Source organism: Bradyrhizobium cytisi (assembly GCF_008123515.1).
Taxonomy (GTDB): Bacteria; Pseudomonadota; Alphaproteobacteria; order Rhizobiales; family Xanthobacteraceae; genus Bradyrhizobium; species Bradyrhizobium cytisi.
In genome coordinates, this window is the sequence record NZ_VSSR01000021.1 from 391,874 (window position 1) to 411,763 (window position 19,890).

The 19,890-nt window shown below is 64.6% G+C and carries 24 protein-coding genes; 15 read left to right on the top strand and 9 right to left on the bottom strand.

Going from position 1 to position 19,890, the window contains the following annotated elements; genetic code table 11:
* Positions 1 to 8: 8 nt before the first annotated feature.
* A complete protein-coding gene (locus FXB38_RS14470) occupies positions 9 to 926 on the bottom strand; it encodes an ABC transporter permease subunit (RefSeq protein ID WP_148751508.1) in 918 nt (305 codons plus the stop codon).
* Positions 927 to 1,181: 255 nt separating this feature from the next.
* Complete coding sequence (locus FXB38_RS14475; RefSeq protein WP_187434871.1) at positions 1,182 to 1,391, bottom strand: hypothetical protein; 210 nt, start codon at positions 1,389 to 1,391, stop codon at positions 1,182 to 1,184.
* Between the two features lie 222 nt (positions 1,392 to 1,613).
* Here FXB38_RS14475 and FXB38_RS14480 point away from each other — a divergent pair, with 222 nt between their 5' ends.
* On the top strand, positions 1,614 to 2,144 hold the full coding sequence (locus tag FXB38_RS14480; protein ID WP_148751509.1) for a hypothetical protein: 531 nt from the start codon (positions 1,614 to 1,616) through the stop codon (positions 2,142 to 2,144).
* Here FXB38_RS14480 and FXB38_RS14485 read toward each other — a convergent pair.
* The 3 genes from FXB38_RS14485 to FXB38_RS14495 form a co-directional block, all read right to left on the bottom strand.
* The gene (locus FXB38_RS14485) at positions 2,106 to 2,498 is read right to left on the bottom strand and encodes a carboxymuconolactone decarboxylase family protein (RefSeq protein ID WP_148751510.1); all 393 of its coding nucleotides are present in this window, start codon (positions 2,496 to 2,498) and stop codon (positions 2,106 to 2,108) included. The two genes, FXB38_RS14480 and FXB38_RS14485, sit on opposite strands and share 39 nt — an antisense overlap.
* A 106-nt stretch (positions 2,499 to 2,604) precedes the next feature.
* A complete protein-coding gene (pcaD, locus tag FXB38_RS14490; protein ID WP_148751511.1) occupies positions 2,605 to 3,387 on the bottom strand; it encodes a 3-oxoadipate enol-lactonase in 783 nt (260 codons plus the stop codon).
* A gap of 35 nt (positions 3,388 to 3,422) precedes the next feature.
* Entirely contained in the window at positions 3,423 to 4,778 is a 1,356-nt protein-coding gene (locus tag FXB38_RS14495) for a 3-carboxy-cis,cis-muconate cycloisomerase (RefSeq protein WP_148751512.1), read from the bottom strand.
* A gap of 185 nt (positions 4,779 to 4,963) precedes the next feature.
* Between FXB38_RS14495 and FXB38_RS14500 the strand changes: the two genes are divergently transcribed.
* From FXB38_RS14500 to FXB38_RS14540, 9 genes are all read left to right on the top strand, one after another.
* Entirely contained in the window at positions 4,964 to 5,410 is a 447-nt protein-coding gene (locus tag FXB38_RS14500; RefSeq protein WP_148751513.1) for an SRPBCC family protein, read from the top strand.
* A 135-nt stretch (positions 5,411 to 5,545) separates the two neighbouring features.
* Positions 5,546 to 6,031 carry a (2Fe-2S)-binding protein gene (locus FXB38_RS14505; protein ID WP_148751514.1) on the top strand — a complete coding sequence of 162 codons (486 nt, stop codon included), beginning with the start codon at positions 5,546 to 5,548 and terminating at the stop codon, positions 6,029 to 6,031.
* A gap of 30 nt (positions 6,032 to 6,061) precedes the next feature.
* Positions 6,062 to 6,868, top strand: a complete 807-nt coding sequence (locus FXB38_RS14510) for an FAD binding domain-containing protein (RefSeq protein ID WP_148751515.1) — start codon at positions 6,062 to 6,064, stop codon at positions 6,866 to 6,868.
* A 63-nt stretch (positions 6,869 to 6,931) separates the two neighbouring features.
* A complete protein-coding gene (locus FXB38_RS14515; protein ID WP_148751516.1) occupies positions 6,932 to 7,837 on the top strand; it encodes an AAA family ATPase in 906 nt (301 codons plus the stop codon).
* 125 nt (positions 7,838 to 7,962) lie between these two features.
* Positions 7,963 to 9,165, top strand: a complete 1,203-nt coding sequence (locus FXB38_RS14520) for a vWA domain-containing protein (protein WP_187434872.1) — start codon at positions 7,963 to 7,965, stop codon at positions 9,163 to 9,165.
* Positions 9,166 to 9,176: 11 nt separating this feature from the next.
* Positions 9,177 to 9,500, top strand: coding sequence for an XdhC family protein (locus FXB38_RS14525; RefSeq protein WP_148751517.1), 324 nt, complete (start codon positions 9,177 to 9,179; stop codon positions 9,498 to 9,500).
* Between the two features lie 2 nt (positions 9,501 to 9,502).
* Positions 9,503 to 10,204, top strand: a complete 702-nt coding sequence (locus FXB38_RS14530) for an XdhC family protein (RefSeq protein WP_148751518.1) — start codon at positions 9,503 to 9,505, stop codon at positions 10,202 to 10,204.
* Entirely contained in the window at positions 10,201 to 11,805 is a 1,605-nt protein-coding gene (locus tag FXB38_RS14535; RefSeq protein WP_148751519.1) for an NTP transferase domain-containing protein, read from the top strand. The genes FXB38_RS14530 and FXB38_RS14535 overlap by 4 nt, the downstream gene beginning before the upstream one ends.
* A gap of 199 nt (positions 11,806 to 12,004) precedes the next feature.
* A complete protein-coding gene (locus FXB38_RS14540; RefSeq protein WP_148751520.1) occupies positions 12,005 to 12,394 on the top strand; it encodes a DUF4189 domain-containing protein in 390 nt (129 codons plus the stop codon).
* Positions 12,395 to 12,421: 27 nt separating this feature from the next.
* Here FXB38_RS14540 and FXB38_RS14545 read toward each other — a convergent pair whose 3' ends face one another.
* Positions 12,422 to 14,266, bottom strand: a complete 1,845-nt coding sequence (locus FXB38_RS14545; RefSeq protein ID WP_148751521.1) for a CYTH and CHAD domain-containing protein — start codon at positions 14,264 to 14,266, stop codon at positions 12,422 to 12,424.
* 201 nt (positions 14,267 to 14,467) lie between these two features.
* Between FXB38_RS14545 and FXB38_RS14550 the strand changes: the two genes are divergently transcribed.
* On the top strand, positions 14,468 to 14,878 hold the full coding sequence (locus tag FXB38_RS14550; RefSeq protein ID WP_187434873.1) for a DUF2000 family protein: 411 nt from the start codon (positions 14,468 to 14,470) through the stop codon (positions 14,876 to 14,878).
* A 64-nt stretch (positions 14,879 to 14,942) separates the two neighbouring features.
* Here the strand turns inward: FXB38_RS14550 and FXB38_RS14555 are convergent, their stop codons facing one another.
* Genes FXB38_RS14555 through FXB38_RS14565 form a run of 3 tightly spaced genes read right to left on the bottom strand, consistent with a single transcriptional unit; the run spans position 14,943 to position 16,213 of the window.
* Complete coding sequence (locus FXB38_RS14555; RefSeq protein WP_148751522.1) at positions 14,943 to 15,356, bottom strand: GFA family protein; 414 nt, start codon at positions 15,354 to 15,356, stop codon at positions 14,943 to 14,945.
* Positions 15,357 to 15,380: 24 nt separating this feature from the next.
* Entirely contained in the window at positions 15,381 to 15,881 is a 501-nt protein-coding gene (locus FXB38_RS14560; RefSeq protein ID WP_430640172.1) for an SRPBCC family protein, read from the bottom strand.
* Entirely contained in the window at positions 15,878 to 16,213 is a 336-nt protein-coding gene (locus FXB38_RS14565) for an ArsR/SmtB family transcription factor (protein WP_148751523.1), read from the bottom strand. Before FXB38_RS14565 ends, FXB38_RS14560 begins: the two co-directional genes overlap by 4 nt.
* A gap of 106 nt (positions 16,214 to 16,319) precedes the next feature.
* Between FXB38_RS14565 and FXB38_RS14570 the strand changes: the two genes are divergently transcribed.
* From FXB38_RS14570 to FXB38_RS14585, 4 genes are read left to right on the top strand one after another with little or no spacing between them, the layout of a single operon-like run.
* Positions 16,320 to 16,988, top strand: coding sequence for a TetR/AcrR family transcriptional regulator (locus FXB38_RS14570; RefSeq protein WP_148751524.1), 669 nt, complete (start codon positions 16,320 to 16,322; stop codon positions 16,986 to 16,988).
* Positions 16,985 to 17,773, top strand: coding sequence for an HlyD family secretion protein (locus FXB38_RS14575; RefSeq protein WP_148751525.1), 789 nt, complete (start codon positions 16,985 to 16,987; stop codon positions 17,771 to 17,773). The genes FXB38_RS14570 and FXB38_RS14575 overlap by 4 nt, the downstream gene beginning before the upstream one ends.
* Positions 17,770 to 18,702 (top strand): ABC transporter ATP-binding protein, encoded by a 933-nt coding sequence (locus tag FXB38_RS14580; RefSeq protein ID WP_148751526.1) that lies wholly within the window; start codon positions 17,770 to 17,772, stop codon positions 18,700 to 18,702. The genes FXB38_RS14575 and FXB38_RS14580 overlap by 4 nt, the downstream gene beginning before the upstream one ends.
* Positions 18,699 to 19,862, top strand: a complete 1,164-nt coding sequence (locus FXB38_RS14585) for an ABC transporter permease (RefSeq protein WP_148751527.1) — start codon at positions 18,699 to 18,701, stop codon at positions 19,860 to 19,862. Before FXB38_RS14580 ends, FXB38_RS14585 begins: the two co-directional genes overlap by 4 nt.
* The last annotated feature ends 28 nt before the right edge of the window (positions 19,863 to 19,890 follow it).

A 19,890-nucleotide genomic window follows, 5' to 3' on the forward strand; every position in this document is an offset into this window, starting at 1 on the left:
GCGGTCCGTCAGACTTTTTCGACTTCGGGACGGCCAAGCAGGCCGGTCGGCATGAAAATCAGCACGACGATCAGGATCGAGAACGCGGCGACGTCCTTGTACTCGACCGAGAAATAGGCCGACCAGAACGTCTCGATCAGGCCGATCGCGAGTCCGCCGAGCATGGCGCCGGGCAGTGAACCGATGCCCCCGAGCACAGCGGCGGTGAAGGCCTTGATGCCGGCGACGAAGCCCATGAAGAAATCGACCAGGCCATAATAGAGCAGGTACATCAGGCCGGCGACCGCGGCGAGCGCAGCGCCGATCACGAAGGTCATGGAGATGGTGCGGTCGACGTCGACGCCGAGCAGCGCAGCCATGGTCTGGTCCTGCTCGCAGGCGCGCATGTCGCGCCCGAGCCGTGTGCGCGAGACCAGCCAGGTGAAGATTCCAAGCAGCACGATGGTGGTGATGACCACCATGATCTGGATGTTGGAGAGCTGGATCACGAAGCCGTCGGCGCTCTCATGCAGCGTGTAGCCGCCGGTGATGAAGGGCGGGATCGGCTTGACGCGCGCGCCCTGCGCTATCTGCGAGTAGTTGGTCAGCACGAAGGACATGCCGATCGCCGACAGCATCGGCGCGAGGCGGAAGGAATGGCGCAGCGGCCGGTAGGCGATGCGCTCGATGGTCCAGCCATAGAGTGCCGTGATCGCCATCGAGACCAGCAGCACGACCAGCAGGATCACCGGGATCGCGGTCAGGCCGAGCGAGATCAGGATCAGGAAGGTGATTAGCGCAATGAAGCCGCCGATCATGAAGATGTCGCCATGGGCGAAATTGATCATGCCGACGATGCCGTAGACCATCGTGTAGCCGATCGCGATCAGGCCGTAGATGGAGCCGAGCACGAGGCCGTTGATGAGCTGCTGGGCGAAATAATCCATAGGCTGCCGTTACCCAAACCTGACGCGACTCAAAGGGAGGTCTTCGAGAGAGTGCTTAAGTTTCTTCTCGGGCCCCGGCAGCCCTCGAGCGTTCTTCCCGTTTTGTAACAGCAGGGAACTGGTGGCTGCAACTGGCCATTGCCTCGGCATAAAGGCTTGTACAGAGATCATTTCGGCTACGGCTGTCATATCCCGGTTCCCCGCATTGCGAGGAACCAGGTTCCGCGCGGCAACTAAATCGGCTGCCGCTTGTTGTCACGGACTGACGTCCAACAAGGGAGTTTCCCCCCAATGACGAAGCAGCAGAACCAGAATCCGGGCCAGCAGAACCAGAGTCCCGGCCAGCAGCGCCCAAGCCAGCAACCAGGGCAGCAGCAAGGCGGTGGGCAGAAACCCGGACAGCAGCAGCAGAACGACCCGATGCGCCAGGGCGACAAGCCCGGCCACCAGCAGGGTGGCCAGCACGGTCAGGACAATTAGGGAGCCGAGAGCCAAGGCTAATGAAGCGAACAGGGCTAATGAAGTGAAGCGGGTCCCGCCGAAAGGCGGGGCCTTTTTTGAATGAACTGGCCAGCCGGGCGATTAAGGTAAACAAAGGGTTTAAATTGCCGCCACAGTCCGATGCGAGTTAGCTCCCCGGCAAAGCCTTCCGTCCGAAGGCGTGGTGCAGGCGAAGCGGGAAGCGGCATGTTCAGGAATTGGCGGATCGGCTCGGTCAACGGCGCGCTGCTGGCGGCTTATTTCATTCCGGCCTGGACGATGGTCGCCTTCAACATCATGGTGGCGCCGGTGCACGGCCTCTACGAGCGGCCGAGCGTTGCCGTGGCGCTGTTCCTCAGCGACCAGCTTCAGATGTCCGGCCTGAGCACGGTGCGCGCCGCCTGGCTGCTGGCGCTCGGGCGCCTGACCGTGGTGGCGTTCTTCGCGATCTATCTTGCGCTGCTCGCCATTCCGCGCACCCGCAAGAGCGGAGCCAGCGACGAGACGCTTGGCATTGCGCTCGCGATCGGCAGCCTGATCTCGTTTGTGAGCATGGTGATGGCCTCGAAGGTCGGCGAGATGGCCGCGCTTCGGCTGCACGCCACCGAGCTCCTTCTGCTGCTCGGTGCGGCGGTCGTGCTGGTGATCGAGCGGCCGGCTGCTGCGCCGAAGACCGTCGACGTCGCGGACACCGCGCCGCTAGGTATCGAGCAGGCCGAGCTCCTGCACAATCGCTGAGGCTTCCTTGACGGCGTGGTTCGCCGCCGGAACGCCGCAATAGATCGCCTGCTGCAGCAAAATTTCCTTGATGTCGTCGGGGGTGAAGCCGCCCTCGGCGAGCGCCGCGCGCACGTGCAGGCGGAATTCGTCCCATTGCCCAAGCGCGACCATGGTGCCGATCACCAGAACCCGCCGCGTGCGCTCATCGAAATGCGGCCGCGTCCAGATCTCGCCCCAGGCGTAGCGGGTGATCATGTCCTGGAAGTCGGTGTTGAAGGCGTTGCGGTTGGCGATCGACTTGTCGACCCAGGCATTGCCCAGCACTTTTCGGCGCACGTTCATGCCGGCATCGCGGCGCTTCTGGTCGTCCATGTTGTTTCCTCCTTCGTCATTGCGAGCGTAGCGAAGCAATCCAGTCTGCCGCTGCGGAGGGATTTCTGGATTGCTTCGCTGCGCTCGCAATGACGGCGTTGTGAGATCAGCGTTGCGTCAAGAAGCCCACGACCGCGTCGGTGAACGCGTGCGGCTGCTCGACATTGGAAATGTGAGCGGCATCGATGATGGTCATGCTGGCGCCGGGAATGTTCGAGCGGATCAGCTCGCCTGCAGAAATCGGGGTTGCCTGATCGTGGCGGCCGGCGATCACCAGCGTCGGGTTCTTGATGGCAGGCAGCAGCGCGCGCTGGTCGAGGGTCGATAGCGCCTCGCAGCAGGCGAGATAGCCCTCGACCGGGGTCGCGAGCAGCATCGCCTTCATCCTGGCGGCGATGTCAGGTTCGCGCTCGCGGAAATCCTGGGTGAGCCAGCCGGCGATCACGCCGTCGGCGACCGCGGCGATGCCGCCCTTCTTCACGGCGTCGATACGCTCCAGCCATTTGGTCGGCTCGGCGTAATAGCAGGAGGTATTGGCGAGGATGAGCTTGCCGAAGCGCTCCGGCGCGTTGGCGCCCAGCCATTGCCCGACCATTCCGCCCATCGACAGGCCGCACCAATGCACCTTTTCGATGTTGAGATCGTCGAGGATCGCAAGCACGTCGCGGCCGAAACGTTCCATCGAATAGGGAGGGGGCGGCACCTTGGACTTGCCGTGGCCGCGGCGGTCGTAGCGGATGACGCGGAACACCTGGGTCAGCGCCTTCATCTGCGGCTCCCACATCTGCAGCGTACAGCCGAGCGAGTTGGAGAGCATCAAGGTCGGCCCGCCGTCGCGGCCCTCGACGGAGACGTTGATCAGGCAACCGTCGGCATCGATCATGGGCATGCGGCGTCTCCGTTTTATTTCCGCTCAGGGTTGCTCTATTCGCGGTCGAGGCTGTCGAGCAGCCGGTCGATCAAGGCCTGCGACATCCCTTGATAGGCCATCGGCTCAAACAATGCCGTTATTTTCTCGGGCGTCAGATGCGCAGCGACCTGCGAATCGGCGGCGAGAATTTCGCGCAGATGTTTCTTCTCGGCAACCGCGCGCTTGCTCGCGGCCTCGATCAGATGATGCGCGTCGCTCTTGCCGATCTTATCGGCGAGCGCAAAGGTGACGGCTTCCGCCATGATCAGCCCGTGCGTCGCGTCGAGATTGCTGCGCATGCGCGCGGCATCGACATCCAGCCCCTCGGCGATGTCGACGATGGCCGCAAGCGCGCCCGAGGTGACCAGCATCAATTGCGGCAGCGTCGGCCATTCCGCATGCCAGGGCCCGGCGCTGCGCTCGTGGTCCTGCACCTGGGCTGCAAAGATCGTCGCGGCGAGTTGCGGGGCCATGGTCGCGCAGCCGAGCGCGCTTGCGGCTGCGACCGGGTTGCGCTTGTGCGGCATGGTCGAGGACCCGCCGCGGCCCTCGCCGGCGGGCTCGAACGCTTCGCCGACGTCGGTCTGCATCATCAGCGAGACGTCGCGCGCGATCTTGCCGCAGCTTCCGGCGAGAATCGCGAAGCTTGAAGCGGCCTCCGCGATGCGGTCGCGATGGGTATGCCAGGGCGCTTCCGGCAGCGGCAGGTTCAGCTCCTGCGCCAGCCGTTCGGCCACCGCGAGCCCGTTGTCGCCGAGGGCTGCGAGCGTGCCGGCGGCGCCGCCGAATTGCAGCGCAAGGCCCTCGCGGCGGAGCCGCCGCAGCCGGCAGCGGGCGCGGGCGAGGCTCGAGGCGTATTCGGCGGCCTTCAGCCCGAACGGCATCGGCAGCGCGTGCTGAAGCCAGGTCCGTGCCACCATCGCGGTGTTGCGATGGGCGCGGGCAAGTGCCGCAAAACCCTTGATGGCACGGCTGAGATCGGCGTCCAGCGCATCGATTGCAGCGCGCAAGCCGAGCATGGTTGCGGTATCGATGACGTCCTGGCTGGTGGCGCCCCAATGCACGTAACGCGCAGCCTCGCTGTCGGCCTTGCCGACATTGGCGGTCAGCGCCTTGACCAGGGGGATCGCGAGATTGCCCGACCGGGTTGCGGCCTCGGCCAGCGCGGCCATGTCAAAGCTGTCGGCCTTGCAGGCGGCTTCGATCGGGCTTACCGCGGATACGGGAATCACACCCGCGGCGGCCTCGGCCCGGGCCAGGGCTGCCTCGAAATCGAGCATGTTCTGGAGCGTGGACCGGTCGTCGCAGACGACGCGCATGGCTGCGCTCGACAGCATCGGCGCAAGCAGGGGGGAAAGGGCTGTGCTCATGTTGCGCCGGACCTAATCACCATGCTTCGGCTCTGCCAATCCCTGACCGACCGCACAAGGCATTTTGCAGGTGCGAATATGCATTGCACGTGACCGGGGGCTGCCCTTTCCTTTGCGGCCTCCGTGCGTTACTTGAGCAATATTATTCAGATGCGATCCAGCTTCGATATCCCCGGAGACGCCCCATGGCCATGACAATGAACGGCGAAGTCCAGCTTGCGGCGCCACGCGAGGCCGTGTGGGAGAAGCTCAACGACCCCTCGGTGCTCAAGGCCTGCATCCCCGGCTGCGAGGAGCTGGAGAAGACCGACGACGGCGGTTTTCGCGCAACGGCGAAGATGAAGGTCGGTCCGGTCTCGGCGCGCTTCAAGGGCAAGGTCACGCTGAGCGATCTCGACCCGCCGAACGGCTACAAGATCTCAGGCGAAGGCGAGGGCGGGGTGGCCGGCTTTGCCAAGGGCGGCGCCGTGGTCAAGCTCGCGGAGAAGGACGGCGGCACGCTGCTGTCTTACGACGTTGAGGCGCAGATCGGCGGCAAGTTGGCGCAGCTCGGGCAGCGCCTGATCAACGGCACCGCCAAGAAGCTGGCCGACGAGTTTTTCGCGAATTTCGCCAAGGCGGTACAGGGCTGAAGGCTATCGTCTTTCGGCATGGCGCCTTGCGTCCGGGGTGATGTTGCCCCAGGGCATAATGGCCCATATGATGGGTTGGAATAATTATAAGAACCGCTTCGACGGGACCCGTCGGGGCGCTGATAGAGAGTGCTTATGGCAAAAATCTCCCTCATCGTGAATGGCAATCCTGTTACCGGCAATGTCGACCCGCGTACGCTTCTGGTGCAGTTCCTGCGCGAGAATCTGCGGCTGACGGGTACCCATGTCGGCTGCGACACCTCGCAGTGCGGCGCCTGTGTGGTGCATCTCGACGGCAAGGCCGTGAAGTCCTGCACCACGCTGGCCGTGATGGCCGACGGCCACGAGGTCAAGACCATCGAGGGCCTGGCGGCCGATGGCGCGCCGCTGCATCCGATGCAGGAAGCCTTCCGCGAGCATCATGGCCTGCAGTGCGGCTTCTGCACACCCGGCATGATCATGACCGCGATCGATATCGTGCATCGCAAGGGCCACGAGGTCGACGATCACACCATCCGCGAGGAGCTGGAAGGCAATCTCTGCCGCTGCACCGGCTACCAGAACATCGTCGCCTCGATCGCCGCCGGCGCGAAGGCGATGGCGAAATCCGATCTCGCGTAACCGCGCGCCCTCCGCGATCAGGACACCCTCATGTACGAATTCAAATACCATCGCCCCGGGACCGTGCGGCAGGCTGCCAACCTCCTGGTGAAGAACGAAGACGCCAAGGTGATCGCCGGCGGTCACACGCTGATTCCGGTCATGAAGCAGCGGCTCGCAAGCCCCCCGCATCTGGTCGACCTCTCCCACATCGAGGGGCTGAACACGATCGAGATGAAGGGCCGTTCGCTGGTGATCGGCGCCACCGCCAGGCACGCCGAGGTCGCGACCTCCGCCATCGTCGGCGAGGCGATCCCGGCACTGGCCGATCTCGCCAGCCAGATCGGCGATCCCGCCGTGCGCCACAAGGGCACGATCGGCGGCTCGCTCGCCAACAACGATCCGACCGCGGATTATCCGGCCGCCGTGCTCGCACTCGGCGCGACCATCGTCACCAACAAGCGCCGCCTCAAGGCCGAGGAGTATTTCCAGGGTCTGTTCACGACCGCGCTGGAAGCCGACGAGATCATCACCAAGGTGATGTTCCCGCTGCCGAAGAAGGCGGCCTATATCAAGTTCCGCAACCAGGCCTCGCGCTATGCGCTGGTCGGCGTGTTCGTGGCACGGCGGCCCTCTGACGTGCGAGTCGCCGTGACCGGCGCCGGCTCGGACGGCGTGTTTCGCATCGAGGCTTTTGAGGAAGCGCTGAAGAAGCGGTTCTCGTCGAAGGTGCTCGAGGGCATCGAGGTGCCGGCGGAAGGGCTGAACAGCGACATCCACGGCAGCGCCGAATACCGCGCCCATCTGATCGGCGTGCTGACGCGGCGCGCCCTCGACGCCGCCAACGCCAAGGAATGAGTGGGCCTCACGATCTGGCCCAATACTTGCCCTTTGTGAGGGCGTAGTGAGACTGGCTTTTTCATGACTTCAGCGACCTTGCCGGCATCGGTCGATGCGATGCTCGAACTTTTGACCTCGCGCGGCTATCTCGCCGAGCGGTCGCTGGCGACGGTGACGTATCTCTCGCTACGGATGGGGCGGCCGCTGTTTCTCGAAGGCGAGGCCGGTGTCGGCAAGACCGAGATCGCAAAGGTGCTGTCGGCGGCGCTGGGGCGGAAGCTGATTCGCCTGCAGTGCTACGAAGGCCTCGACGTCTCCTCGGCGGTCTATGAGTGGAACAGCGCCGCGCAGATGATCGCGATCCGGATGGCGGAAGCCGCCGGCGATACCGATCGCGATCAGCTCTCGAGCGATATTTTTGCCGACCGCTACATGATCAAGCGGCCGCTGCTGCAGGCGCTGGAGCCCGACGTTGCCGGTCCGCCGGTGCTGCTGATCGACGAGCTCGACCGTGCCGACGAAGCATTCGAAGCCTATCTCCTGGAAATCCTCAGCGACTTCCAGGTGACGATCCCCGAATTCGGCACCGTGAAGGCGCCGCATCCGCCGATCGTCATCATCACCTCCAACCGCACCCGCGAGATTCACGACGCGCTGAAGCGGCGCTGTCTCTATCACTGGGTCGATTATCCCGCCGCCGATCGCGAGCTCGCGATCGTCAAGTCGCGCGTGCCGGGCATCTCGGCAAAGCTGTCGCAGCAGGTCGTGCGCTTCGTGCAGGCGCTGCGCAACCAGGACTTCTACAAGTCGCCTGGTGTCGCCGAGACCATCGACTGGGCCACTGCTCTGTCCGAGCTCGACGCCCGCTCGCTGACCCCGCAAGTGGTCGGTGACACGCTGGGCGCACTGCTCAAATACCAGGACGACATCACGCGGATGCAGGGCGACACCCTGCAGAAGGTGCTGAAGGAAGCGACGAGCGACTAGCTCGTCATTCCGGGGCGCGCGTAGCGCGAACCCGGAATCAATGGTGCAGCGGTGACGGCGGATGAATGGATTCCGGGTTCAATGCTGCGCATCGCCCCGGAATGACGGCAGGGACACGGCAGACCATGGCCATCAACCACCTCGCGCCTGAGCAGACCGAGCAGTTCGCCGACAATATCGTCGGCTTTGCGCGTGCGCTGCGGGCGACCGGCATGCCGGTTGGTCCAGGCGCGGTGATCGATGCAATGAACGCGCTGCAGGTGATCGACATCGGCAGCCGCGCCGACGTCTTCACCACGCTGGAGGCGATCTTCGTCAAGCGCCACGAGCATGCACTGATCTTCAAGCAGGCCTTCAACCTGTTCTTCCGCGCCTCCGAAGAGTGGAAGCACATGCTGGATTCGGTGCCGCTGCCGGATGGCGCCAAGAAAAAACCGCCGGCCGCCTCGCGCCGCGTCCAGGAGGCGATGTCGCAACCGCGGATGACGGAGACGCAGCAGCACCAGGAGCAGGATCTGCGCCTGTCGGTCTCCGACAAGGAGATCCTTCAGAAGAAGGATTTTGCGCAGATGAGCGCAGCCGAGATCGTCGAGGCGCTCCGTGCCATCGAGATGATGCGGCTGCCGCAGGCGGAGCTGTTGACGCGCCGGCACCAGCCCGATCCGCGCGGCCTGCGGCTCGACATGCGCCGGACGCTGCGCGCGTCGTTACGCACCGGCGGCGATATCATCGACCTCCATCGCCTCGGGCGGATCGAGAAGCCGGCCCCGATCGTGGCGCTGCTCGATATCTCGGGATCGATGAGCGAGTATACCCGCCTGTTCCTGCACTTCCTGCACGCTGTCGGGGACGCGCGAAAACGCGTCTCGGTGTTCCTGTTCGGCACGCGGCTCACCAATGTGACACGCGCGTTACGCCAGCGCGATCCGGACGAGGCGCTGGCAAGCTGCTCGGCGGCAGTCGAGGACTGGGCCGGCGGTACGCGGATCTCGGCCTCGCTGCACAACTTCAACAAATTGTGGGCGCGGCGGGTGCTGAGCCAGGGCGCCATCGTGCTGCTGATTTCCGACGGGCTGGAGCGGGAGGCCGATTCCAGGCTGGCCTTCGAGATGGACCGGCTGCACCGGTCCTGCCGGCGGCTGATCTGGCTGAACCCGCTGCTGCGGTTCGGCGGCTTCGAGGCCAAGGCCCAGGGCATCAAAATGATGCTCCCGCACGTTGACGAATTTCGTCCCGTGCATAATTTGAGCTCTATCCAGGAGCTGATCACCACGCTGTCCCGGCCGCTGCCGCCGCATCACCGCAGCCTGATCCGCCCCGCAGCCTGAGAGGCAAAGCCATGCTCGATCGCGACGAGGATATTCTGAAGGCGGCGGAGGACTGGCAGAAGGCCGGCCGTGGCGTGGCGCTGGCAACCGTGGTCGAGACCTGGGGATCGGCCCCGCGCCCGGCGGGCTCGAGCCTCGTCATCAACGACGAGGGCACGTTTCTCGGCTCGGTCTCCGGCGGCTGCGTCGAAGGCGCTGTGGTCACAGAGGCCATGGACGTGATCGAGAGCGGCAAGCCCAGGATGCTCGAGTTCGGCGTCGCGGACGAGACCGCCTGGAATGTCGGGCTGTCCTGCGGCGGCACCATCCGCGTCTTCGTCGAGAAGGTCGGCTAGCCGTGAAGCTCGCAATCCTGCACGAACTCAATGCCGAGCGCGCCGCGCGCCGGCCCGTGATTTTGGTGACCGACACCGAAAGCGGCGAGCAGCGCCTGGTGAAGGCTGCGGATTTCACCAAGGATCCGCTGCGCGCCGAGCTGGACAAGCAGCTCCGCATGGGCAAGAGCGGCAATGTCGAGGCCGGCGGCAAGAAGCTGTTCCTCAACGTCTACGCGCCGACCGCAAAGCTCGTCATCGTCGGCGCGGTCCATATCAGCCAGGCGCTGGCGCCGCTGGCGCGCTCGCTCGGCTACGACGTCACCGTAGTCGATCCGCGCACCGCCTTTGCGAGCCCCGAGCGCTTCCCCGATATTCCCCTGGTCGCGGAGTGGCCGGATACGGCGCTGCCGCCGCTCAACGTCGATGCCTACACCGCCTTCGTCGCGGTGACGCACGATCCGAAGATCGACGACCCCGCACTGCTGCACGCGTTCGAGCGCAACTGCTTCTATATCGGCGCGCTCGGCTCGCGGAAGACGCACGCCAAGCGCGGCGACCGGCTGCGGGCGCAGGGCGCCAGGGACACCGACATCGCGCGCATCCACGCGCCCATTGGGCTTGCGATCGGCGCGGTCTCGCCGTCCGAGATCGCGGTGTCGATCATGGCCGAGATCACCGCGGTGCTCCGGCTGCCGCCAAAAGAAAAAGAAGAAGCGGCATGAAGTTCGGTCCGGCGAGCCCCAGGGAAGCGATCGGCGGGGTGACCGTCCACACCCTGCGCCAGGGTCCGCTGGTGCTGAAGAAGGGCACGACGATCGGGCCCGCCGAGGTCGAGGCGCTGACGCGCGCCGGCATCAAGGACGTCGTGGTGGTCCGGATGGAGGAGGGCGACGTCACCGAGGACGTCGCGGCCGCCAGCATTGCACTTGCGATCGGCGGCGAGGGCATTCATGTCGAGCGCGCCTTCACCGGCCGCGCCAATCTGTTTGCCGCGCGCCCGGGTCTGCTGGTGATCGACCGCGCCGCGGTCGACCGCATCAACAATATCGACGAGGCCATCACCTTCGCCACGCTCGCCGCCTACAAGCCGGTGGTCGAAGGCGAGATGGTCGGCACCGTCAAGATCATCCCGTTCGGCGTTGAAGGAGACTTGCGCGATGCCGCGGTGAAGGCCGCCGGCAAGGACGTGCTGAAAATCGCGCCCTACGTCATCAAGCGCGTCGGCGTGGTCTCGACCCTGCTGCCGGGCTTGTCCTCCAAAGTGGTCGACAAGACGCTGCGCGTCACCGCCGAGCGCCTCGCGCCGGCCGGCGCCGGCATCATCGCCGAGCGTCGCGTGCAGCATGACGAGCGCGCGCTGTCGGCGGCAATCAAGGAATTGCTCGCCCTCGGCGCCGAGCTCGTGATCGTGTTCGGCGCGTCGGCGATCGCCGACCGCCGCGACGTGATCCCGGCCGCGGTCACCGAGATCGGCGGCGAGATCGAGCATTTCGGCATGCCGGTCGATCCCGGCAATCTGCTTCTGATCGCGCGCGCCGGCAGCGTGCCGGTGCTGGGAGCGCCGGGCTGCGCACGTTCGCCGGTCGAGAACGGTTTTGACTGGGTGCTGATGCGACTGCTCGCCGGCATCAAGGTGACGCGCTCCGAGCTGATGGGCATGGGCGTCGGCGGCCTCCTGATGGAGATCGTGACTCGGCCGCAGCCGCGCGCCAAGCCGGAGATCGAGGGCAACAGCCGGGTCGCCGCCATCATGCTCGCCGCCGGGCGCTCGACCCGCATGGGCGGGCCGAACAAGCTGCTGGCCGAGCTCGACGGCAAGAAGCTGGTGCGGATCGCAACCGAGCAGGCGCTGGCCTCGAGAGCATCCGAGGTGATCGTCGTCACCGGCCATCAGACCGAGCTGGTCGAGCAGGCGCTCGAGGGCCTGAAGGTGCGTTTCGCCAGGAATCCGGATTTCGCCGGTGGCATTGCGAGCTCGGTCAAGGCCGGTATCGCGGCCGTGTCTGACGCGAGCGACGGCGCCGTGGTCTGCCTCGGCGACATGCCACTGATCGACGCCGGCCTGATCGACCGTCTCATCGACGGCTTTGCGCCGGACCGCGGCAATCTCATCGTCGTGCCCGTCAGCGACGGCCGCCGCGGCAATCCCGTGCTGTGGTCGCGCCGCTTCTTTGGGGAGCTGATGACGCTCGACGGCGACGTCGGCGCGCGGCATTTGATTGCCAAGCACTCCGAAGCAGTGACCGAGGTGCCCGTCGACGGCGAGGGCGCCTTCCTCGACATCGACACGCCGCAGGCGCTGGAGGCAGCAAGACGGGGATGACGGTGCAGTAGGGTGGGCAAAGGCGCGCCGCGCCGTGCCCACCATCCCTCCGCGCTGAGCCGTTGAATTGGTGGGCACACTACGCTTTGCCCACCCTACGGCACCTCGCAATCGTCCCGTTTCGACCACTCGTTCACCATCTGGAAACGGTCCGCCGCTTAGAGTCCTCCGCACCTGCCTTGGGGGGAGGGGCTTTTCCATGGTTTCGAACGTCGTCGCGCGCCGCTGCGCGATGTTTTTCTTTGCGCTGTCGGTTTGTGTCGCCGGTGCCCGTCATATCGCCGAAGCCCATGCCGCCGGCGCGTTTGCCGTCGGCAAGTGCGGCGCCTTTGGCCAGGCCTATGATTATGGTGTCGAGCACGAGGCGCGTGCCGCGGCACAAAAGCAGTGCAAGGGCGACTGCACGACGGTGACGATGAAGCGCGCCTGTGCGGCGATGTCGGTCGACATGGCCAATCCCTGCGGCGCCTATGGCTACGCCGTGAAGCCGAAGATCTCAGCCACGCTCAATGCCGCCACGCGCGAATGCTACAAATATGGCGGCAAGGAATGCGTGATCCGCGCCTGGGCCTGCGACGCCAAGGGTTGAGCACGGGCTAAGCGCAGCCATCAAGGGCTAGCGCAGCCATCCCGCGTTGGCTTGCACCAGTTTTGCCGGTTGCTCCTGCGCATCCACCGACCATGGCACCTTGGCCCCCGTGAATTCCGACCAGGCCTTGAGCAGACGCGCTTCGATGCCGACCATGGCATGGGCCTGCCAGCCGGCGATCGCCGCCGCCGCCATGCCGCCGGTCGATGTCGCGTCGACATCCGCAAGCAATGACGTCGTCGTCGCCATGTCGTTGTAGACCCCGAGTTCCTGTTGGAGGTCGGCGAGCCTGCGCGCGAAGCGCCGCGCGGATTTGCGTTGCCCGCAGAGCGGGAGCAGAAAATCGGCGATGTAGCGTAACTTCTTCGCGGCGAGACGGACCCGGTGCCGTTCCTCCATCGGCAGCGACTTGAAGCGACGGCCGCGCTTCAGCACCTTCGCATGCTGTGCCGACAGGATGTTTCGTGCAAAATTGATCGCCGGCTCCGCCAGTTGCGCCAGACCTTCGGGAGCAACCTCGATGCGCCAGCCACGTGCTTCGATCCAGGCGCCGAGCCTAATGACGAAATACTGACATCGCCGGTCGGCGAGGGCGAGGCGGGCCTTGTCGTAGCAGGCCGCGCGACGCTCGTCGGCGAGCTCACCCAGCATGTCGAAGCCGGCGACCGACGGACAGCCATCCGCAACGGTCCGCAACGTGTCCTGCCGAAACACGTCCCAATCGCGTGCGCCGGAGAGACTCCCCGCAAGCCACTTCGCCTCGGCGCGCAGCAGGTCGAGCTTGTTCAACGACACCACCGACCGCATCAGGTCGAGCGCCGATCGCAGGCGCCGTAGCGCGACGCGAAGCTGATGCATTCCCTCGGGATCGCGCCCGTCCTCGGCGGCGGGCAACGACTGCAGCAGATGCAAAAGACAGGAGCGCAGAATCTCGGAAAATGCCTCATCGAGCGATGTCGATGGATCGAGACGAAGCTTTGGCGGCTTCGGTGCCCGCGGCGGTGTATCGGCCGCGAGGTCAAAGCCCCGCGCCGATTTGGTCCGGATCGAAGGTTTCACGGAACCATGCTCGGCGAGCCGCAGCGCCAACTCCCAGATGGCGGACGGGCTACCGCTCTTGAGCTCCAGCTCGATCTCGCTCACCGGCAGCGAGCGATCGCCGGATGTCAGATAGCCCTGATCGAAGGCGACCTCGATGGTGCCGGACGGCAAGTCGACGAGGCGCTGATGCCGGTGAACGTCGCTGCTGAAGACGGCCTCGACCGGGTGACGTTCGAGATCGGCTCGCAGCTTGTCTGAAACCAGCGGCATGACCAGCGCGATGTCCGGCGCCATCGACGGGACGGCTGCCTCCCACTCGCCACGGCGCAGCGGATCGTTGCCGAATTCGGCTTTCACCGTCTGCGTGAATCGCGCGCCGCTCTGGCGAACCCTGAAGCTGAACCCGTCGCGCCGGAGCGCGCGCTTGGGCGTGTCATAATACACGGCCTTGAGATGCTTGCGCGTCCCCTTGTTGCGCATATTCGTCGCGATGATCGGCGCATCGTTGAAACCCGCGAGGCGATCGGGAGCCACGATCAGCTTGAGTTCGATTTCGGTGGTGGGTGGCCCGGCGTCGCGGGAAGGCGGGGGTTCCGATGCAGGCGTCTTCGCTCGAGCTTCATCACCGGAGAGGCCAGCCAGCAAAGACTCGGTGTGCAAAGACTCGGTGTGCGAAGATGCGTTGTCAGGAAGCACGGAACCGGGCGCCTTACCAATGGCGGGAACAACGAAGCTGGATTTCTTCCCTTCCTCGGCGATCGGATGACCGCTGGCTTTCGCAAGCCGTTGTACTGGTTCGAGGGCTCGCTTGATTGCGCCAGTTTCGGACATGCACGCTTTATGACAGTTCGGTGACAGGGCGCCGACATATACCCGAGTTGACGCGCGGGGAGAAGCGCAGCCGGTCGCATCTCCATTGAAATTTCCGAGCTGTGATCGATGGGTCAATCCGGGTTACGTTCATGTCCGCCGCCGGGCGCACGAGGAATCTTCTTTTCTTTCCCGACGCTTGGTTGTGTGTTGGGAGAATTCATGCAGTTCGACACCAAGATTGCCGTTGTCATTCGCAACGACCTCCAGACCTGGCAGAAGCTCAATGTCGCATCGTTCCTGACGAGCGGTGTTGCGGCCGCCTTTCCGGAGTGCATCGGCGATGCCTATGAGGACGCCTCGGCGACGAAATATCTTGCGCTAATCGGCCAGCCGATCCTGATCTATGGTGCCGATGGTCCGGCGTTGTCGCGTGCACTCGATCGTGCACTCACGCGCAACGTCACGCCGGCGGTCTATACCGACGACATGTTCAAGACCGCGCATGATGCCGCCAATCGCGAGGCGGTGAAGGCGGTTGCGCGTGCCGATCTCAATCTCGTCGGCATCGCGATGCGCGCCGATCGCAAGGTGATCGACAAGATCGTCGATGGATTGAAGTTTCATAGTTGAGATAGAAGCTGCTGGCCGCAAACCTCTCCCGCAAGCAAGCGGGAGAGGGAGCGCACCAAACGTCTTAACCGGGGGGCATCGTCTCGAACTTCGTCAACCCCGCATCGAGATGATCCCAGGCATACGCGCGCGCAGCGTAAGTGACCGCTTGCGGCTGGTAACGTGCGGGCTCGTCGAGGCTCGCGGCGCGGATGGTGAAAATGTCGGGCATCGCCGCGAAGGTCATGTAAACGGCCAGGCCGCATGTGGGGCAGAAGGCGCGCGTCTTCACATTGCCGCTGTCGCCGACCATGTCCCATCTCCTGGCCTCGCCTGTCACGGTGACACCGGCGCGCGCGAACGTGGCGTACGAGCCGTGGCCGCTGCCGCTTTCACGCTGGCAGTCCCGGCATTGGCAATGGTTCGCGAACAGGGGCTCGCCGGCAATCGAATAGCGGATCGCGCCGCAGGCGCAGCCGCCGGTATAGGGCTTGTCCATCGTGATCACTCCTCAGCTGTCCTGTTACTTGCCTTCGCCGCTGATCTCGTCGAGCTGCCGGACGACCTTCTTCCAGCCGCCGCTCATGACGGTGTAGGCACTCTCGTTCCTGGGCAGTGCGAAGCCCGAGTGAACCAGCTGGATTCGCGTGCCGGCTTCGACCGGGGTGAGGGACCATGTCACGACGGTGTCGAGCGGGGCGCCGTAGCCGGTATTGCGCTCATCGCCGCCCTTCCAGGCGTAGACGAGGCGTCTGTGAGCCACGACCTCCAGGACGCGGCAATGGATGACGCCGTCCCAATTGCCGCCCGGCGTGGTCTGGAACGTGAAGGCCTTGCCTTCGACGGCTTCAAAGCCGGTCGGCTTCATCAGCCAGCGCGCGATCAGTTGCGCACTGGTCAGCACCTTCCAGACCGTCTCCGGCGCATGAGGGAGTACCTCATCGATGACGATGTCCCGGATGTTTTCTTGAATGTTTTCTTGAATGTTTTCTTGGGTCTCGGCTTTCAGCTCGGCTGCACTCACGAGTCGATCTCCTTCAAGAGGTCACGCAGATTCTGGAAGCGCTCGCGCCAGAAGACGCCGTAATGATCCATCCAGGTCACCAGCGGCTCGAGGCCTTGCGGAGCGGCGCGGTAATAGACGTTGCGGCCCTCGGCGCGCTCGGCGACGAGGCCCGCCTGCTTCAACGATTTCAGGTGCTGCGAGATCGCGCCCTGCGTCACGCCGCTGCCGCGCGTCAGCTCGGCGACGCTGATCTCCTTGCTGTCGAACACGCGCTCGAACACCGCGCGGCGGGTCGGATCGGCGAGGGCACGCATCACGGCGGTGACAGGATTTGGGGCGGCTTCGATCATATCCATCAATTAGCAATTACTAATGCATTAGTCAACGCTAATTCGTTTTCTATCCCGGATCCAAACCTCGATTGACTATGACTGACTAGTCAGTCATATATGGAGGATGACGAATAGGTCTACCAAAGCAGCAAGTCGCAAACCCGAAGCTGACGGGGAAGCCCCTCCGGCATCGAACCGCGCCACACGCGCGGCGGAGCGGCGCGCGGCCATCGTCGAGGCGGCGATGGAGGAGTTCATCGTACGCGGGTTTGCCGCGACGCGGCTCGACGATATTGCCAAGCGCGCAGGCGTCGCGAAGGGCACGATTTACCTGCACTTCAAAGACAAGGAATCGATGTTCGAGGAGCTCGTGCGCACCGTGATCGTGCCGGTGGTGGCGCGGCTCAACGCACTGCCGCCGCCGACGGGCTCGGTGCGCGATCTGATCGAAACCTTTGCCGGCAACTTCCTCAAAGAGGTGATCGGTACACGGCGCGGCGATCTCGTCCGCCTGATCGTGGCCGAAGGGCCGCGCTTCCCTGCGGTGGCCGACTTCTACTACCGCGAGGTCGTCTCGCGCGGGATGGCCGGCATGCGGGCGCTGATCGAGCTTGGCATTGCCCGCGGCGAGATCCGCGAAAGAGACCTCGCACACTATCCGCAGATCCTGGTCGCGCCGGCGATGATCGCAGTGATCTGGCAGAGCCTGTTTGCACGGCACGCGCCGCTCGATGCGCAGGACATGCTGCGCGTTCATCTCGATTTGATTTTTGGCGAACGGAGGACGACATGAGGTCGTCGCAAAGAATTTTCAGATTTGCATTGGTCGCCGCGCTCGCCATCGGGCTTGCCGGCTGCAACGAGAAACGCGACCCCGGCTTTCAGGGCTGGGTCGAGGCCGACATGATCTTCGTCAGCCCCGACGAAGCGGGGCGGGTGACGAAGCTCGACGTCCGCGAGGGCGACGCGGTGAAGGTCGGCGACGCCCTTTATGACGTCGACGACGATCTCCAGCTTGCCGATCTCAACCAGACCAAGGCGACGCTGGCCAATGCACAGCAGGTGTTTGATCGCGCGGATTCCCTGCGCAAGACCGGCTCCGGCACGCAAGCCGCGCTCGATTCCGCCGTCTCGGATCTGCGGGTCGCACAGGCGCGGGTAGTGACCTCGCAGACGCGGCTGGCGCGGCGCAAGGGCTTTGCGCCGGTCGCCGGCACCATCCAGCAGATCTACTTTCGCGAGGGCGAGATGGTGGCGGCGCAGCGGCCGGTGCTGTCGATCATGCCGCCCGGCAACATGAAGCTGCGCTTCTTCGTGCCGGAGGCGGAATTGCCGAAGCTGTCGATCGGCGACGAGGTCCGCGTCGCCTGCGACAATTGCGCCGCCGATCTCACCGCAAAGATCTATTTCATCGCGACCTCGGCCGAATACACTCCGCCCGTGATCTACAGCCTCGATGAGCGCAACAAGCTCGTCTATCTGATCCAGGCGCGGCCGTCGCGGCCGGATGCGTTGCGCGTCGGACAACCGATCAACGTCTATCTCAATCCCAAAACGCCAGTGGCGGAAAAGCGATGAACGCCAGCAACGACATCGCGATCGACGTCAAGGGCCTGACCAAATCGTTCGGCGGCCGCGAGGTCGTGCACGATCTGTCGATGCAGGTGAAGCGCGGCTCGATCTACGGCTTTCTCGGGCCGAACGGTTCGGGCAAGACCACGACCATCCGCATCCTCTGCGGCCTGCTCACGCCCGACAGCGGCGAGGGTACCTGTCTCGGCTACGACATCTTGCGCGATGCCGAAAAGATCAAGCGCCAGGTCGGCTACATGACCCAGCGCTTCAGCCTGTACCAGGACCTGTCCGTGCGCGAGAATCTCGAATTCGTCGCGCGGATCTATGGCCTCGCCGACGCACGCGGTGCGGCACGTGACATGATCAAGCGGCTCGGGCTCTCGGGCCGTGAGGAGCAACTGGCCGGCGAGCTCTCCGGCGGCTGGAAGCAGCGGCTGGCGTTGGGCGCCTGCACGCTGCCCAGCCCAAAGCTGTTGCTGCTGGATGAGCCGACGGCCGGCGTCGATCCCAAGGCGCGGCGCGATTTCTGGAACGAGATCCACGCGCTCGCAGCCGATGGGCTCACCGTGCTGGTTTCGACCCATTACATGGACGAGGCCGAGCGCTGCCACGAGATCGCCTACATCGCCTACGGCCATTTGCTGACCCACGGCACGGTGGAGGAGGTGATCGCGGGATCTGCGCTGACGACCTACACCGTAACAGGCGAGGATTTGAACGGCCTCACGGCCGCGCTCACCGGCAAGCCCGGGGTAGACATGGTGGCACCGTTCGGCACGTCGCTGCATGTTTCGGGGCGCGACGTTGCCGCGCTCGAAGCCAGCATCGCGCCGTGGCGCGACAAGAGCGGTCTGCACTGGCACAAATCGGCGCCGTCACTGGAAGACGTGTTCATCGAGCTAATGGGCCGCTCCAAGGACAATTTCCAATGAGCACCATCGATCATCCGGCTCCCGCGCACGAGATCCGCGAGCGCTTCGGCTTCTGGAAGCGCTCCTATGCGATGCTGGTCAAGGAGTTCATCCAGCTCAGGCGCGACCGCGTCTCGTTCGCGATGATCGTGATGCTGCCGGTGATGCAGCTTCTGCTGTTCGGCTATGCCATCAACACCACGCCGCACAATCTGCCGAGCGCGGTGCTGCTCCAGGAGGATTCCGATCTTGCGCGCTCGGTCCTGAAGGCGCTGGAGAATACCGCCTATTACCGCTTCATCTACGAGGTGCATGACGTCGACGAATTCGACAATCTCCTCAAGTCCGGCAAGGTGCTGTTCGGCGTGGAGATCCCGCGCGGTTTCGAGCGCGCGGTGCGGCGCGGCGACAAGCCGGCGCTGCTGGTTGCGGCCGATGCCACCGATCCGGTTGCGGCGAGCGCCGCACTCGGCTCGCTCGGCATGATCGTGCAGACCGCGCTGGCGCACGATCTCTATATCGGCAATCCCCCGGAAATGCCGTTCGAGATCCGCGCGCACGCCCGCTACAATCCGGCTGCGAACTCCAGCCTCAACATCGTGCCGGGCCTGGTCGGCACCATCCTCACCATGACCATGCTGATCTTCACCGCGCTCTCGGTGACGCGAGAGGTCGAGCGCGGCACCATGGAGAGCCTCTTGTCGATGCCGATCAAGCCGGTCGAGGTGATGTTCGGCAAGATCATCCCTTACGTGCTGGTCGGTTTCGTCCAGGCCTTCCTGATCATCGGCATCGGCGTGTTCCTGTTCGGCGTGCCCGTGCTCGGCAATCTGTTCCTGCTGGCGCTGCTGTCGACGCTGTTCATCACCACCAATCTGTCGATCGGCTACACGATCTCGACGCTGGTGCAGAACCAGCTCCAGGCCATGCAGATGTCGATGATGTTCTTCCTGCCGAGCATCCTGCTGTCCGGTTTCATGTTCCCGTTCGCGGGCATGCCGAATTGGGCGCAATATGTCGGCGAATGCCTGCCGCTGACGCATTACTTGCGTATCGTTCGCGCCATCATGCTGAAGGGCGCGTCTATGCCAAATCTGCGCTTCGATGCGGCCGCGCTCGTCATCCTGATGCTGGTTGCCATGACTATCGCCGTGACGCGCTTCCGCCGCACGCTGGATTGAGGCAGACTGCCCCGGAATCGAGGGGGTG

Bases quoted from the DNA above. Each gene is read 5' to 3' on its own strand.
- FXB38_RS14565 (WP_148751523.1), bottom strand. From the start codon at position 16,213: ATGATCGAAGCCGCCCCAAATCCTGTCACCGCCGTGATGCGTGCCCTC.
- FXB38_RS14540 (WP_148751520.1), top strand. From the start codon at position 12,005: ATGGTTTCGAACGTCGTCGCGCGCCGCTGCGCGATGTTTTTCTTTGCG.
- FXB38_RS14525 (WP_148751517.1), top strand. From the start codon at position 9,177: ATGCTCGATCGCGACGAGGATATTCTGAAGGCGGCGGAGGACTGGCAG.
- FXB38_RS14500 (WP_148751513.1), top strand. From the start codon at position 4,964: ATGGCCATGACAATGAACGGCGAAGTCCAGCTTGCGGCGCCACGCGAG.
- FXB38_RS14505 (WP_148751514.1), top strand. From the start codon at position 5,546: ATGGCAAAAATCTCCCTCATCGTGAATGGCAATCCTGTTACCGGCAAT.
- FXB38_RS14575 (WP_148751525.1), top strand. From the start codon at position 16,985: ATGAGGTCGTCGCAAAGAATTTTCAGATTTGCATTGGTCGCCGCGCTC.
- pcaD (WP_148751511.1), bottom strand. From the start codon at position 3,387: ATGCCCATGATCGATGCCGACGGTTGCCTGATCAACGTCTCCGTCGAG.
- FXB38_RS14485 (WP_148751510.1), bottom strand. From the start codon at position 2,498: ATGGACGACCAGAAGCGCCGCGATGCCGGCATGAACGTGCGCCGAAAA.
- FXB38_RS14555 (WP_148751522.1), bottom strand. From the start codon at position 15,356: ATGGACAAGCCCTATACCGGCGGCTGCGCCTGCGGCGCGATCCGCTAT.
- FXB38_RS14510 (WP_148751515.1), top strand. From the start codon at position 6,062: ATGTACGAATTCAAATACCATCGCCCCGGGACCGTGCGGCAGGCTGCC.
- FXB38_RS14550 (WP_187434873.1), top strand. From the start codon at position 14,468: ATGCAGTTCGACACCAAGATTGCCGTTGTCATTCGCAACGACCTCCAG.
- FXB38_RS14545 (WP_148751521.1), bottom strand. From the start codon at position 14,266: ATGTCCGAAACTGGCGCAATCAAGCGAGCCCTCGAACCAGTACAACGG.
- FXB38_RS14480 (WP_148751509.1), top strand. From the start codon at position 1,614: ATGTTCAGGAATTGGCGGATCGGCTCGGTCAACGGCGCGCTGCTGGCG.
- FXB38_RS14585 (WP_148751527.1), top strand. From the start codon at position 18,699: ATGAGCACCATCGATCATCCGGCTCCCGCGCACGAGATCCGCGAGCGC.
- FXB38_RS14535 (WP_148751519.1), top strand. From the start codon at position 10,201: ATGAAGTTCGGTCCGGCGAGCCCCAGGGAAGCGATCGGCGGGGTGACC.
- FXB38_RS14520 (WP_187434872.1), top strand. From the start codon at position 7,963: ATGGCCATCAACCACCTCGCGCCTGAGCAGACCGAGCAGTTCGCCGAC.
- FXB38_RS14515 (WP_148751516.1), top strand. From the start codon at position 6,932: ATGACTTCAGCGACCTTGCCGGCATCGGTCGATGCGATGCTCGAACTT.
- FXB38_RS14495 (WP_148751512.1), bottom strand. From the start codon at position 4,778: ATGAGCACAGCCCTTTCCCCCCTGCTTGCGCCGATGCTGTCGAGCGCA.
- FXB38_RS14570 (WP_148751524.1), top strand. From the start codon at position 16,320: ATGACGAATAGGTCTACCAAAGCAGCAAGTCGCAAACCCGAAGCTGAC.
- FXB38_RS14580 (WP_148751526.1), top strand. From the start codon at position 17,770: ATGAACGCCAGCAACGACATCGCGATCGACGTCAAGGGCCTGACCAAA.
- FXB38_RS14470 (WP_148751508.1), bottom strand. From the start codon at position 926: ATGGATTATTTCGCCCAGCAGCTCATCAACGGCCTCGTGCTCGGCTCC.